This window comes from Weissella sp. ESL1156 (genome assembly GCF_058505625.1).
The window spans coordinates 704210-719553 of the sequence record NZ_CP196372.1 but is presented as its reverse complement, the minus strand read 5'-3'; the positions used below and the strand labels follow the sequence as shown (position 1 = coordinate 719553).

General features: G+C 37.3%; 15 protein-coding genes. All 15 read left to right on the top strand.

Going from position 1 to position 15344, the window contains the following annotated elements; translation table 11 throughout:
- The first annotated feature begins 1 nt into the window (after position 1).
- The 15 genes from aspS to ACSKY2_RS03495 all read left to right on the top strand — a co-directional run bounded on the left by aspS (position 2) and on the right by ACSKY2_RS03495 (position 15275).
- A complete protein-coding gene (aspS, locus tag ACSKY2_RS03565) occupies positions 2-1807 on the top strand; it encodes an aspartate--tRNA ligase (protein ID WP_489841082.1) in 1806 nt (601 codons plus the stop codon).
- Between the two features lie 178 nt (positions 1808-1985).
- On the top strand, positions 1986-2867 hold the full coding sequence (locus ACSKY2_RS03560) for a YitT family protein (protein WP_489841083.1): 882 nt from the start codon (positions 1986-1988) through the stop codon (positions 2865-2867).
- Between the two features lie 121 nt (positions 2868-2988).
- Complete coding sequence (gene rpsU / locus ACSKY2_RS03555; protein ID WP_002828392.1) at positions 2989-3174, top strand: 30S ribosomal protein S21; 186 nt, start codon at positions 2989-2991, stop codon at positions 3172-3174.
- Between the two features lie 73 nt (positions 3175-3247).
- Positions 3248-3688, top strand: a complete 441-nt coding sequence (locus tag ACSKY2_RS03550; protein ID WP_489841084.1) for a GatB/YqeY domain-containing protein — start codon at positions 3248-3250, stop codon at positions 3686-3688.
- A 98-nt stretch (positions 3689-3786) separates the two neighbouring features.
- A complete protein-coding gene (locus tag ACSKY2_RS03545) occupies positions 3787-4773 on the top strand; it encodes a PhoH family protein (protein ID WP_489841085.1) in 987 nt (328 codons plus the stop codon).
- 2 nt (positions 4774-4775) lie between these two features.
- The gene (gene ybeY / locus ACSKY2_RS03540) at positions 4776-5258 is read left to right on the top strand and encodes an rRNA maturation RNase YbeY (protein ID WP_489841086.1); all 483 of its coding nucleotides are present in this window, start codon (positions 4776-4778) and stop codon (positions 5256-5258) included.
- Positions 5242-5667 carry a diacylglycerol kinase family protein gene (locus ACSKY2_RS03535; RefSeq protein WP_489841087.1) on the top strand — a complete coding sequence of 142 codons (426 nt, stop codon included), beginning with the start codon at positions 5242-5244 and terminating at the stop codon, positions 5665-5667. The genes ybeY and ACSKY2_RS03535 overlap by 17 nt, the downstream gene beginning before the upstream one ends.
- A 26-nt stretch (positions 5668-5693) precedes the next feature.
- Complete coding sequence (gene era, locus ACSKY2_RS03530; protein WP_489878166.1) at positions 5694-6602, top strand: GTPase Era; 909 nt, start codon at positions 5694-5696, stop codon at positions 6600-6602.
- A 219-nt stretch (positions 6603-6821) separates the two neighbouring features.
- Entirely contained in the window at positions 6822-7607 is a 786-nt protein-coding gene (gene recO, locus ACSKY2_RS03525; protein ID WP_489841089.1) for a DNA repair protein RecO, read from the top strand.
- 385 nt (positions 7608-7992) lie between these two features.
- Positions 7993-8643, top strand: a complete 651-nt coding sequence (locus ACSKY2_RS03520; protein WP_489878165.1) for an amidase family protein — start codon at positions 7993-7995, stop codon at positions 8641-8643.
- Positions 8644-8646: 3 nt separating this feature from the next.
- Positions 8647-9357 (top strand): amidase family protein, encoded by a 711-nt coding sequence (locus tag ACSKY2_RS03515; protein ID WP_489878164.1) that lies wholly within the window; start codon positions 8647-8649, stop codon positions 9355-9357.
- 364 nt (positions 9358-9721) lie between these two features.
- Positions 9722-10648 (top strand): glycine--tRNA ligase subunit alpha, encoded by a 927-nt coding sequence (gene glyQ / locus ACSKY2_RS03510; RefSeq protein WP_489878163.1) that lies wholly within the window; start codon positions 9722-9724, stop codon positions 10646-10648.
- A gap of 1 nt (position 10649) precedes the next feature.
- Positions 10650-12734 carry a glycine--tRNA ligase subunit beta gene (glyS, locus tag ACSKY2_RS03505; RefSeq protein ID WP_489878162.1) on the top strand — a complete coding sequence of 695 codons (2085 nt, stop codon included), beginning with the start codon at positions 10650-10652 and terminating at the stop codon, positions 12732-12734.
- A gap of 249 nt (positions 12735-12983) precedes the next feature.
- A complete protein-coding gene (locus ACSKY2_RS03500; protein ID WP_489878161.1) occupies positions 12984-14009 on the top strand; it encodes a lactonase family protein in 1026 nt (341 codons plus the stop codon).
- A gap of 123 nt (positions 14010-14132) precedes the next feature.
- Positions 14133-15275: an AI-2E family transporter gene (locus tag ACSKY2_RS03495; RefSeq protein WP_489878160.1), complete on the top strand. Its 1143-nt coding sequence runs from the start codon at positions 14133-14135 to the stop codon at positions 15273-15275.
- Positions 15276-15344 lie beyond the last annotated feature (69 nt).

Genomic DNA, 15344 nt, shown 5'->3' with positions numbered 1-15344 from the left:
CATGAAACGAACAAACTATGCAGGTTTAATTGATGAAAAATATTTAGATCAAACAGTGACTCTACAAGGTTGGGTACAAAAGCGTCGTGATTTAGGTGGGTTAATTTTTGTTGATTTACGTGATCGTGAAGGCATTGTTCAATTAACTTTTTCAAAAGAGTTTGGTGAAGCTGCTTTAAAGGTGGCCGAAGAGATGCGTACAGAGTATGTCATTGAAGTCGTTGGAAATGTGCAATTGCGTGGTGAAGGTGCCATAAATGAACATTTACAGTCAGGCAAGATTGAAGTGCACGTAACAGACGCAAAAATTCTCTCAGAGTCAAAGACAACACCATTCTATATTGAGGACAACATTAATGTTTCTGATGAATTACGATTAAAGTATCGTTATTTAGATTTACGGCGTCCAGAAATGCAACGCAATTTACGGATACGATCAAAAATAACTGCTGCAACGCATGAATTTTTAGATAATCATGGATTTATTGATATTGAAACACCGTACTTGGCTAAGTCAACACCTGAAGGTGCGCGTGATTACTTGGTACCTTCACGTGTATATCCAGGCTCGTTTTATGCTCTGCCACAGTCACCACAATTATTTAAACAATTATTGATGGGTGCGGGATTTGATCGCTATTATCAAGTAGCGCGTGCTTTCCGTGATGAAGATTTACGTGGTGATCGTCAACCAGAATTCACACAATTGGATGTCGAAATGTCATTTATGAATCAAGACGAAATTATGGATCTTGTTTCGGATTGGGTTGCTGCAATTATGAAGAAAACGGTTAACTATGATCTTGATAAAACAACCATCCCAGTATTGGATTATGCTGAATCAATGCGTCGCTTTGGAACGGATAAGCCAGACTTACGTTTTGATCTAGAACTACAAGATTTATCTGAACTAATGGCTGATTCTGAATTTGGTGTCTTTGCTAACGCCATTAAAAATGGTGGTGAAGTAAAAACAATTGTTGTACCGGGTGGTGCAGATCATTATTCTCGTAAAGATATTGATAAAATGGCACAATATGTGACACGCTTTGGGGCAAAGGGCTTAGCTTGGCTAAAAGTAACAGATGATGGTATTACGGGACCAATTGCAAAATTCTTGAAGGCCAAAGAACAAGCCTTATTAACGACCACAAATGCGAAATCAGGTGATTTATTACTATTTGCTGCTGATAATAGTAATGTTGTTGCTGCGACTTTGGATGCATTGCGTCGTCGTACTGCAGAAGAATTAGACTTAATTGACCAAAACAAATGGGCATTTGCCTGGGTAGTTAATTGGCCATTATTTGATTATCAACCTGAAGAGAAACGTTGGATTGCAGCTCACCATCCATTTACGATGCCAAACGAGGAAGATTTACCTTTGTTGGATACGACAGAGGGCGCACATAAAGCACATGCGCAATCATATGATTTGGTGTTGAATGGTTATGAATTAGGATCAGGATCAATTCGTATACATCAAATGTCTGTTCAAGAGAAGATGTTGGCTGCTTTAGGATTTACAAAAGAAGCTGCTCATGAAGCATTCGGCTTCTTATTGGAGGGCATGGAATATGGTTTCCCACCAATGGGTGGTATTGCCCTAGGTCTTGACCGTCTTGCAATGCTGCTTGCGGGTCAAGATAATATTCGTGAAGTCATTGCATTCCCAAAGAATTCAAAGGCAACTGAACCAATGACTGAGGCACCTACACCAGTTGCAAAGGCACAAATTGTTGCCGACTTAAAATTAACGGCACCGGTATATGCTGATGTTACTGCACCAAATATGGCTGAAGAATAAACGATTTTTCCATATTTAAGCGTGAAAGAAAATTAGTATATTCGCCATCGCTAAAATTAATTTGGTTGCTCAGTTTCTTCTTTGTAAAAAATAAGAGAAATAATTTGGCTAGGGTGTTTTGAAATGATAAAATCATAAACGGTCTTATCACGTTATATATCATGAAAGAAAAGGAACAATGGAGCAGGTAGAACAGTATTTAAATCACCATCAATATTCCAGCCGTATCGGCAGTGCAATGGTTTATGCACTAGCTTCCGCTGTCGCATTAAACTTTTTTTGGACTCCAGGTCACATTTATTCATCGGGGTTTACGGGATTAGCACAATTATTAAACACTTTAACGACAAGATTAGTCGGTATGTCAATTCCTGTCGGTATTTGGTTGGTTATGCTTAATTTACCATTATTTATTTTGGCATATCGAAAAATAGGAAAGCGATTTGCGATTTTTACTGCTTTGGCAATTTTACTTGCTGCTTTGGCGATGCATTGGATTAAACAACCGACTCAGTTGTGGACAGATGATCCATTAGCAATGGCGATATTTGGTGGGGCTGTCAATGGCTTTGGTACTGGATTTGCTTTAAGAAATGGTCTATCTACTGGTGGGTTAGATATCATTGGAATCTTAATACGTCGTAAGACGGGTGCTAAGATGGGAAAGGTTAATTTAACATTTAATTTTTTCATCTTAATCGCTTCAGGATTGATGTTTGGTGTTCAGTATGCCTTGTTTACAGGTATTGGGTTGGTTGTTAATGCACGAGTTATCGATTTGGTCTATACGAGACAACAAAAAATGCAAGTGATGATTGTGACAGAACAACCGGAGAAAGTCATTGCCGCAATACAAGATGAACTTCGTCGAGGCATTACAATTATTCATCATGCCGAAGGTGGATATAACCACCATAAGAAAGAAATTTTATTTACAGTCATTTCAATGTATGAACAATATGAGCTACATGAAGCAATTTATCGTACTGATCCAACGGCTTGGGCATCACTTTGGCGAGTTGATCGAATTTTTGGTGGCTTTTATGAGCCTAAATTGTAACTTGTTTTTTAAACTTGATATTGACAAAAATGACTGTTTTGATAAAATAGTAAAGAACAGAGTGTGCGACATATATTAAATATAAGTTGAAATCTTCACACGTGAAGGGAGGGTAAACATTATGGCAAAGACTGTTGTTCGTAAGAATGAGTCTCTTGATGATGCTCTCCGTCGCTTTAAGCGTGGTGTATCAAAGGACGGTACTCTACAAGAATACCGTAAGCGTGAGTTTTACATTAAGCCATCAGTACAACGTAAGTTAAAGGCTGAGGCCGCACGTAAGCGTAAGAACAAGAAGGGCCGGTAAAACGGTTCGTGCCGGGCTATCCTAGTTGATAGTCCGGCTTTGTTGTATTATATTAACAAATTAGGAGTAGACCATGGGATTATTAGCACAATTAACAGAAGATATGAAAACGGCAATGAAAGCTAAGGATAAAGAAACGCTTAGCGTCATTCGTATGGTTAAATCAGCGCTATCAAATGAACAAATTAAATTAGGACATGATTTAACTGATGTCGATGAAATGACGGTATTGTCACGTGAAATGAAGCAACGAGTTGAAGAACTAACATCATATCAAGAAGCCAATCGTGATGACTTAGCTGCAAATATTCAACAACAAATCTCTGTATTAGAAAAATATATGCCAGAACAATTAACTGAAGATGAAGTAACTGAGATCGTGAAGGAAACGATTCGCGAAGTTGGTGCAACTAGCAAAGCGGATATGGGTAAGGTCATGGGAGCTTTGATGCCAAAAGTTAAGGGAAAGGCTGATGGTAAGTTGGTTAGTCAAAAAGTGCAAGCATTACTTTAATGATTAAAATAATTATTAAAGCGGGGATTTCCCCGATACATAAATGGTTGGAGTATACTATACTTAATTAATACTTTGAAGTGTGAGGAATTTAACGATTGGCAACTCAGATTGAAAAAATTTATCATTTTGAAAATGCAGAACAAGAAATTGGCTTGGTTGGCCCACAAGATAACTATCTGAAATTAATTGAAGAAGGATTATCAGTTAATTTATCAGTTTTTGGTAGTCAATTGACGATAAAAGGTGAATCAGAGCAGGTTGTTGCAGCACAAGCAGTTGTTTCAGCATTAACTTCTTTAATCAAACGAGGCATTAATATTAGTCCAGCTGATATTGTTTCGGCAATTAAAATGGCTGAAAAGGGTACGATTGAATATTTCGAAGACATGTATACAGAAACCTTATTGCGTGATGTGAAAGGGCGTCCAGTCAGAGTTAAAAATTATGGTCAACGTCGTTATATACACGCAATTAGACAAAATGATATTACTTTTGGTATTGGACCTGCTGGTACTGGGAAAACATACTTAGCGGTTGTTATGGCAGTGGCTGCTCTAAAAAGAGGGGATGTTGAGCGTATTATCATCACTCGTCCGGCAGTTGAGGCTGGAGAAAGTTTAGGCTTTTTACCTGGTGACTTAAAAGAAAAAGTGGATCCTTATTTGCGCCCCATTTATGATGCATTATATGTAATTTTAGGTAAAGAACATACAGAACGTCTCATGGAACGAGAAACAATTGAGATTGCACCACTTGCCTATATGCGTGGTCGAACGTTAGATAATGCATTTATCATATTAGATGAAGCACAGAATACAACGCCACAACAGATGAAAATGTTTTTAACTCGTTTAGGATTTGGTTCGACAATGCTAGTTAATGGTGATGTTTCGCAAATTGACTTACCAACAAAGACTCGTTCAGGATTAATTCAGGCGCAACGTGTATTATCTGAAGTTAATCACATTGCTTTTGTCACTTTTCACGCAGATGATGTCGTACGTCATCCAGTTGTTGGGGCAATTATTAACGCCTATGAAGCATATGATGAACAGCAAAATGAAATAAACAAAAAGGATTAAATATGGATTTAGCAATAATTGATCAATCAAAACCTGGTGTACCAGAGGAACAAATAAACTTAGTGAATGATGTTTTAAACTACGCGGGGCAGTATCTATCATTGCCAGACAATACTGAAATGTCAGTTACTTTTGTCAATAATGATGAAATTCGACGTTACAATCGCGAGTATCGTGGTTTAGATAAAGCAACGGATGTCATCTCTTTTGCGATTGAAGATGATGGTGATGATATGCCATTAGTGATGGATGATGATATGGCAGATGATATTGCAAAAAATATTGGTGATATTATTGTGTCAGTTGATAAAATTGGTGAGCAAGCAGAATACCTCGAGCATTCTTATGAACGTGAATTAGGATTTTTGGTCGTGCATGGATTTTTACATTTAAACGGATACGACCACATGCGGAGTGAAGCAGACGAAAAAGTCATGTTTGATTTACAGCGTGAAATATTAGATAATTATGGACTTAAACGATAATAAGAAAAAAGAAGAAGAGGCACAGGTACGAAAGAATTCGCATTTTTTGCAAGCATTTGGGCATGCCCTAGCTGGAATTGGTGAATTATTAGTTCGTGAACGGAACATGCGTTTTCATATTTTCGCAGCATTTGTTGTGTTAATTGTTGGTATTTACGTTGATCTGGGACGCTCAGATTGGTTGTGGATTTCTGTTGCTGTCTTTACAGTAATTAGTGCTGAATTTTTGAATACGGTTGTGGAAGCAATTGTTGATTTGATTGTTGGGGAAAATTATCATCCGTTAGCAAAAGTTGCCAAAGATGTTGCTTCTGGCGGAGTATTAGCAGCAGTTGCTTTTGCAATTATTATTGGTGTACTGATTTTTCAACCTTATTTATTACCTAACTTACAAATGGTTTTTCGATAATATAAAAGAAATAGAGAGAGTTTTTAATGAGTGAACAAGCGTTTAAATCTGGTTTTATTGCCTTAGTTGGTCGACCAAATGTTGGTAAATCAACCCTTTTGAATAAAATGATTGGCGAAAAAATTGCAATCATGTCACCTAAAGCCCAAACAACACGTAATAAAATACAAGGTATTTATACGACTAATGAAGGTCAACTGGTATTTATGGACACGCCAGGTATTCATAAACCACATAATTCATTAGGTGACTTTATGGTTAAAACAGCGATGTCAGCTTTACGAGAAGCTGATATGGTATGGCTATTAGTGAATGCTGATCAGGAACGTGGTGTTGGGGATGACTTTATCATTAAACGCTTAAAAGAGTCAAACACACCCGTTTATTTAATTATTAACAAGGTTGATTTAATTGATCGTGCTGAGGTTTTAAATCAGATTGCCGACTATAGTGCACAAATGGATTTTGCTGAGATTTTTCCAATTTCAGCGCTAACCGGTGAAGGTGTTCCTGAATTATTACAATTTACAATGAATCATATGTCTGCTGGTCCACAATATTATCCTGCAGATCAAATTACCGATCACCCAGAGCGGTTCATTATGAGCGAATTAATTCGTGAAAAAGTGTTGGAATTGACACGACAAGAAGTACCACATTCAGTTGCTGTTGTCATTGATAAAATTGAACGCGAAGATGAACAACATCTTCATGTGCAAGCGACCATTGTTGTTGAACGGCATAGTCAGAAAAATATTGTGATTGGTAAACGAGGTGCAATGATCAAAGAAATTGGCACGCGTGCACGTAAGGATATTGAACGACTGCTAGGGGATAAAATATTCCTTGAGACTTGGGTCAAGGTTGAAGATCGTTGGCGTGATAAGCCACAAGCTTTGCAATCATATGGTTACAAAGAAGATTCAGATATTTAGTTAAGGAAAGGGGGTTGGGCTTTTATGTCGCAACCCCCTCTTTTGCTTAACCTATTAATGATTGTTGTATAATGTAGATGTGGACGTGTTCCAAAAACTTGAATCCTCAATGTAACACATTTGCCCGTTGCATGGTCTGCGACCACAAACCGTCCAAACCGTGTTACACACCGAATTCAAATCAGTTTTTGTCGCACTCTATTTTTAATAGGTGATTAAATGACAGAAGTTTTTGATGCAATCGTGATATATCAACGAGACCATAAGGAAAAAGATTTAATTGTTAAGATGCTAACGCGACAAGCTGGTAAGCGAATGTTTTATGTGCGCTTTGGTAAGAGTAAAAGTTATCAATTTTCAGCGGAGATGCAACCTTTAAGTATGGCGACGTTTGAAGGTGTGATCAACACGCACGGCCTTAGTTTTATTAATGATGTTAAAGAAACCAAACCAACTGCATTTTTAATGACAGATATTGTTTTAAATGCGTACATGACATATATTCTCGGCTTAATCGATGCTGCGTTTGTTGATAATCAGCCCATCACAAAATGGTATGATTTAGTAGCAGAGGCTGTAACAAAGTTACAAAAGGGGCTTGATCCACAAGGCATTGCCAATTATTTTGAACTGCAATTATTACCAGTATTTGGAATTCAATTAACATGGGGTCAATGTGCAATATGTGGTCGTCGTGATTTGCCATTGGACTTTTCTGAAAAATATAATGGTACTCTTTGTCAACAACATTGGGCAGTTGATCCATATCGTATGCATGCTGATCATCGTGCTGTACGTGTACTGTCTAAGCTATCAGCAATTGATTTAAGATTACTAGGATCATTAAATTTACAACCACATACTAAACAAGAAATGGCACGTATTATGGATAAACTATATGATGATCAGATTGGTGTTCATTTGCGTGCAAAATCATTCATTCAACAATTAACTGGTTGGCAAAATCGTATGATAAAACGAGATTCGCATGTAGATGATAACTGAGAGAAGAGTGTTTAAGACGTCATTTCAATATAATTGGAATGACGTCTTTTTTGATTACACCAAATAGCATGGGCTGTTAGTTGATTAATATTTTAAAAGCGCTTACACTGAACGTGGAGTCGGTGTTTAATATATATGATTATTTTTGCGTTATTAAGAAGGAATCTTAATGAGTCAAACACATAATGGTCGTGCACGTCGCCTAATTTTATCTGCTTTATTAGGAGTGACCGTACTTGGTAGTATTTCGTTAATAAAATAAATAAAAGCAGCTCAGGATAATAAATTTGATCAACCAGATGATGAGGATGATTTACCAATTTCTGATGAACAGTATCGTAATGCTTCAGCAAGTGAATTAGCACAGATAATTCGTGATGGCAAAGTGACTAGTCGCCAATTAGTTAAACATGCGGTGACTTTAGTAAACAAAGAAAATCCGGCTTTAAATGCGGTTATTTCTTTGCGTGAACAACAGGCACTGAGAGAAGCAGCAGCTTTGCAAGATACTGGGCAACCATTCTATGGTGTGCCAATCTTAATAAAAGAACTTGGCCAACAACTAACTAGTGAATCTAATACACGTGGCTTAGTCCCACTTAAGGGTAAGCTCGCAACGGAGACGTCAGATTATGTTAAGCGGGTACGTTCACTAGGATTTATTATTATCGGTCAAACAAATTATCCAGAGCTTGGTCTAACAAATGTTACAAAATCAATGCTCTATGGTGATGCTCATAACCCATGGCATCTTGCCTATAATACTGGTGGTTCTTCTGGTGGTGGTGTTGCTAGTTTAGCTAAGAGTATCGTGCCATTAACGACTGGTAATGATGCTGGTGGTTCGTTGCGAATTCCAGCATCTTGGAAAGGGGTTATTGGTTTGAAACCAACGCAAGGCGTCATCGTTGGGGATGACACGGTACCATCATCAGTAAATTTTGCTAATGCTAAGCATATTGGTGATTTACAAAGTTACTTTGATAGCATGATTAATGAAAAGAATCGTCATGAGTTGGTTAAAGAGACACCATAAGATTTGAAAAAATATCCAATTGCTTACTCAATCAAGTCACCTGTTGGTACCCCGGTTAGTGAGGACGCTGTGCATGCAATTATGGAGACAGTTGCTTTTTTCCGTGATCAAGGTTATACAGTGGTAGAAAAAGATGTCCCTGTTGATGGTAAAAAGTTAATGATGACTTACTATACAGAATCGACACCAACCGGTACGGATGCTAATGATATGATCAAGGAAAAAACTGGGCAAGATATGGCATTTGATGATGTTTCACCAATGACTTGGGCCTTGTATCAAGCAGATAAGAAACAACCTGATTCGATGCTGGCAGAAGTGGCAGCAGAAAACGATTTGGTTGATCAACAAATGTCTACGTTCCATGAAAATTATCCATTGTATTTGACCCCAACGACTGCAGAAACTGCGTCACTAAATAGTGATCCAGCTTATCTACCAGAGTATGTAATGCAATTACATGACATTGATAAATTGGCGCATAAAGATCAGATTGAATTAATTTATAATGCTTGGTTACATGGTTTGACAAAAACACCATTTACTCAGCTAGCTAATGTTTCTGGTGAACCCGCAATTAGTTTGCCAACATATGTTTCTGAAAATGGGTTACCACTTGGCGTGCAATTTGAAGCTGCCAAGGGTCAAGACAAATTGTTGTTGGCGATAGGTCAGTTATTTGAAGAACACCAACAATTAAAGTTTTTAGAATAAATTAATAAGCATTCTTTTTTCATTTATAAAAGGATGCTTTTTATTTTCGAATTAAAAATAATTTAAAGTGGTTGTGAATATTGACAAGTTAGTAAGGCGTGCTAAACTTATTACTTGTAAAGCTTACGAAACCGATAAAAAAATTAATTTGTTATTAGTGCAGCAAACTATCGTTAATGTGAGGATGGTCTAATATTAATTAAGGGGCGTTATTGGTTAACAAATGAAATTAAAAAAGCTGCTAGTATGTCAGTACTAGAAGTAGGGTGGAACCGCGAATTTATCGTCCCTACATTAACTAATGAATAGTTGATGTAGGGTTTTTTAGTGGCTTCACCTGGTCAAAAGAAAGGAATTTATCATAATGAGCACAAAAATGAGTGTGCAAGATATCATCTTAACGTTGCAAAAGTTTTGGGCTGACCAAGGTGCGATGTTAATGGAAGCCTATGATACTGAAAAAGGTGCTGGTACGATGAGCCCATATACTTTTTTGAGAGCAAACGGTCCAGAGCCATGGCATGCTGCCTATGTTGAGCCTTCACGTCGTCCCGCTGATGGTCGTTATGGAGATAATCCAAATCGTTTGTATCAACACCACCAATTTCAAGTGGTTATGAAGCCATCCCCAGACAATATTCAAGAGTTATATTTAAACTCATTAAAAGCATTAGGAATTGATCCATTAGCGCATGATATCCGTTTTGTGGAAGATAACTGGGAAAATCCATCGATGGGTGCTGCTGGTATTGGTTGGGAAATTTGGCTTGATGGTATGGAAGTGACGCAATTTACTTATTTCCAACAAGTTGGTGGTATTCAGGTTGATGCCGTTACTTCAGAAATTACATACGGATTAGAACGATTAGCATCATATATTCAAGACGTACCAACGGTTTATGATCTTGAATGGGGAAATGGGGTTTTGTATGGTGATATCTTTAAGGAACCAGAATACGAGCACTCTGTATATTCATTTGAAAAATCAGATTCAGAGATGTTGCTTCGCCATTTTAATGAATATGAAGCTGAAGCAAAAAAATTGTTAGCTGATGGGTTAGTTCATCCAGCATATGACTATATTTTGAAATCTTCACATACCTTTAATTTATTAGACGCTCGTGGCACTGTTTCAGTAACTGAACGTGCGAAATATCTATCACGTATTCGTAATATGGCTCGTTCAGTAGCTCGCGCATTTATTGATGAACGTAAAAAACTAGGCTTTCCCTTATTAAAAGATGAGGCATTACGTGCAAAGTACCTACCAGCTGATGAGGAGGAAAATTAACATGGCAAACTTTTTATTAGAAATTGGTTTGGAAGAAATGCCGGCACATTTAGTGACACCGTCGATTAATCAGTTAGTGACTCGTACAGCAGCTTTTATGAAAGATAATCGCTTACAATATGGTGATATTAAGCCTTTCTCAACACCACGTCGTCTTGCTATCTTAATTTCCGAAGTTGCTGACAAAGCGGATGATTTAACACAAGAAGTGAAGGGACCAGCGAAAAAAGCTGCTTTTGATAAAGAAGGTAATTATTCACGTGCCGCGCAAGGTTTTGTTCGTGGGCAGGGATTGACAACGGATGATATTACTTTTAAAGAGTTTAAAGGAAATGATTACATTTACGTGACAAAGTTTGAGGCTGGTAAACCAGCTGCTGAAGTACTAACAGGCATCAAAGATGTTGTGACGAGTATGACTTTTACGACTACGATGAAGTGGGCTCGCCATACGTTTGAGTATGTACGTCCCATTCGTTGGATTGTTGCATTGTTAGATGATGTCGTTGTGCCATTTGACATTTTAGATGTTAAGTCAGGTCGCGAAACCCGCGGCCACCGTTTCTTAGGTCAGCCGGTTGAGATTGCTACTGCGACTGATTATGCAGATGATTTAACAAAGGTGTTTGTACAAGCAGATGCTGAGGCACGTAAAGCTAAGATTGTGGCTCAAATAAATATGCTTGCAGCAGAAAATCATTGGCAAGTTGTTAAAGATGCTGATTTGTTGGAAGAGGTTAATAATATTGTTGAATACCCAACGGCGTTTGTCGGCAGTTTTGATCCGGAATATTTGGAATTACCAGATGAAGTATTGATCACTTCAATGCGTGAACACCAACGTTTTTTCCATGTGGTTGATGAAGCAGGTGCATTATTGCCATATTTTGTTTCTGTCCGTAATGGTAATGCAGAACATTTGGATAATGTCATTGCTGGTAATGAAAAGGTTTTGGTTGCTCGTTTGGAAGATGCAAAATTCTTCTATCATGAAGACCAAAAGCACACGATTGACTTCTACAATGATAAATTACAAGTGGTATCATTCCACGCAAAATTAGGTTCTGTTGCAAGTCATACAAAACGAGTGCAAGTTTTGGCAGCGATTATTGGACAACAGTTTTCATTGACTACTAAACAACATGAACAGCTAAACAGAGCAGCTAATATCTATAAATTTGATTTGATGACTGGTATGGTTGGTGAATTCGATGAATTACAAGGTGTCATGGGTGAAAAGTATGCTTTGCTATTTGGAGAAGAACCAGCAGTTGCCCAAGCAATTCGAGAACATTACATGCCAGTTTCAGCCGAAGGTGAATTACCTGAGTCTATTTTGGGTAAAATACTGGCTTTAGCTGATAAGTTAGATAGTTTGTTATCATTCTTTGCTGGTAACATGATGCCTTCTGGGTCAAATGATCCATATGCGTTGCGTCGTGCTGCTTCAGGTGTTGTCAATATTCTACACGCCAATGAGTGGCATTTAACCATTGATACTATTTTGCATGCCTTTATTGACCAAATTATGAAGGATGATAATGACGATGGCTTACCACAAGAAGTTGCTCACAATTTGACATCAGTTGTTTCTGATGTTGTTGCATTTTTAACTGACCGTGTGGTGAAAGCCATGCAAACAGATGAGGTGCGTTATGATGTAATCAATGCTGTCACAACTGGTAAATTGACAGATACAACACAAATGTTTGATTCAGCACACACGTTGTTGGCACATGCCGAAGATGCCAACTTCCGTGCTGGTGTTGAATCATTAACACGTGTTATGCGTTTGACAACAAAAAATCCAACTGATGCAGTCGTGGATACCAACTTGTTTGAAAATGATGCTGAAAAGCAATTATACGATGCCATATCAGTATTATTAAATGACACATTGTCAACCGATAATATGTTATCAGCGCTGTTAGCATTACAACCTGCAATTGCTGATTATTTTGATCAAACAATGGTTATGGTTGAAGATGATGCAATCAAGCGTAATCGCCTGGCAACGTTACAATTAGTATCTGAAGAAGCAGATAAAATTGCTAATTTTATGGCATTAGATGTGAAGTCAAATTAATTTTCTGAACAGGGATAAGGACCGTTAATCAAGCATTCTATGGTGTGCTTGATTAACGGTCCTTTTTGGATACGAATAGACGTTATGTTTAATCAATGAGGGGCATTAATTTATGGTTTCTCAGTCATCATGATTTATTTTAAAAAATGAGCGTTTTAATTGTGGTGATAAGTACTGAATTAGATATTCAAAATGTGATATAATGTAAGCGATTTAAAATACAATTTAAGTAAGAAAGCGAGCAAATTAATGGCATTAGAACACATTTTATTTGGAACCTATACAAAGCGTGTCTCAAAGGGAATTTATGCAGCAGATTTTGATACCGAATTAGGACAATTGTCTAATGCACACTTGGTGGCAGAGCTTGGCTCACCAACTTATTTAGCATTAAGCAAGGCAAACAAACTTTATGCAGTTGATAAAGGAAATGGCGAGGGCGGTCTGGCTGTTTATGATTATGCTAATGGCAATGCGACCAAGCAACAAGAGATTTTAAGTGAAGGCGCTGCACCAGCGTATGTATCAGTGGATGAGGCTCGTCAGTTAGTTTACACGGGTAATTATCACAAGGGAACGATAGATGTTTATGCCATTGAAGATAATGGTAATTTAAGATTAACAGATACGTACCAGTCAGAAGGTAATGGGCCACGCCCTGAGCAAGATAGCACACATGTTCATTTTAGTAATTTAACACCAGATAACCGAGTTGTGGTTGTAGATTTAGGTGCTGATAAAGTACTGACTTTTGATGTATCAGATGAAGGTAAGTTAACGTTAGTTGCCACATTTAATACTGAAGCTGGTTTTGGACCTCGCCATATCCGATTCAGCCCAGATGGCAAGTATGCCTACCTATTAGGAGAGTTGTCATCAAAGTTATCGGTGTTAGAATACCATGAAGATGGCTCAATGACTCTGTTACAAACAGTATCAATGATTCCAGACGATTGGGATACACATAATGGTGGTGCTGCAATTTATGTTTCAAAAGATGGTCGTTTTATTTATACGTCAAATCGTGGTCATAATTCAATTGCCGTATTTGCTGTTAAAGAAAACGGGTCAGCTGTTGAACATATACAATGGATTTCAACTGAAGGTGATTTTCCACGCGATTTTGCATTAAATCCAGAGGAAAACTTTTTAATTGCAGCTAATCAAAACACAGATAATGTTTCTGTTTATTCACGTGATAGTGAAACTGGTCAGTTGGTACTTGTCCAAAAAGACTTTGAAGTACCAGAAGCAATCAGAGTACTATTTATTTAAACAAGTTTGTTGTTACTAAATGTGAATCTATAAACACCCTTTATGGTCTGCATATCTTTTATATGATGTCCAAGGGTGCTTTTTTTATAAGTAACCAAGTAAAAAACTGTAAAGGAGCAAAGTATGAAAGAAAAACAGACGAATCAATCAATTTTTCAACGTTGGTTACTAGATAATAAAATTGTGTCAGCAATGTTAATGATTTTATTACTATTGATCATTATTTTTATGTTGCATAAGGTGTCTTTTGTATTTAATCCCATTGCACAGTTATTTCGTGCAGTTGGTGCCCCCATTATTATTGCTGGTGTCTTCTATTTCTTGCTGAATCCAATGGTAGATTGGGCGGAACGACGGTTTAATGCACCAAGAATTGTCACGATTTCGCTTCAATTTATTGTCTTGGCTCTTCTAATTATTTGGGGATTAGCGGTGTTTATTCCTTGGATTAGTAATCAAATTGTTAGTCTAGTTGATCAATGGCCAATTTATTGGGAAAAAATTGTTAAAATGGTTGACCAGTTGACATCTAATAAGCAATTTAATATGGTAAACAAATGGTTTAATAATACGAATGATGAAGTATCCAGCTGGTTAAAAGATTATTCAGCTGAATATGCGAAAAAAGGGTTACACGGTGTCTCATCAGTCGTGGGCACTGTTACCAGCGTTATTATTGCGATAATTACTTTTCCATTTGTTCTATTCTATTTGCTTAAAGATGGTCATCAAATGCCAAATTATGTGGCAAAATTTTTACCAGTTAAAGCAAGAAATTCATTTTTAGCAACGTTAAAAGAAATTAGTCGGCAAATTTCAAATTATATTCGTGGTCAAATTTCAGTTGCATTTGCAGTGATGGTTATGTTTGCGATTGGTTATACAATTATTGGTTTGCCGTATGGTTGGTTAATTGCTATTGTAGCTGGTATTTTAAACGTCATTCCATTTATAGGATCGTTTTTAGCAATGGTACCAGCAATCGTTGTTGGTATTTTTGTGTCACCAGTCATGCTAATTTCAGTATTAATTGTTTTTATGATTGAGCAAACGTTAGAGGGACGAATTATTTCTCCAAAATTGTTAGGGTCGTCATTAAAAATTCACCCGGTCACTGTTTTGGTCGTACTTTTATCAGCAGGTAATATTTTTGGTGTGCTAGGTGTCATTTTTGGTGTACCAGGTTATGCAATCTTAAAAGTGTTGATTTACCGGTTCTATAGTTGGTGGCAAGCAAATTCAAACTTATTTAATGAAACTGAGTAGATTTAAAACATTAATAAATTTTGTTGAGTATAGCACAAGTGACGAACAGTCCGTGCTATACTTACTTTT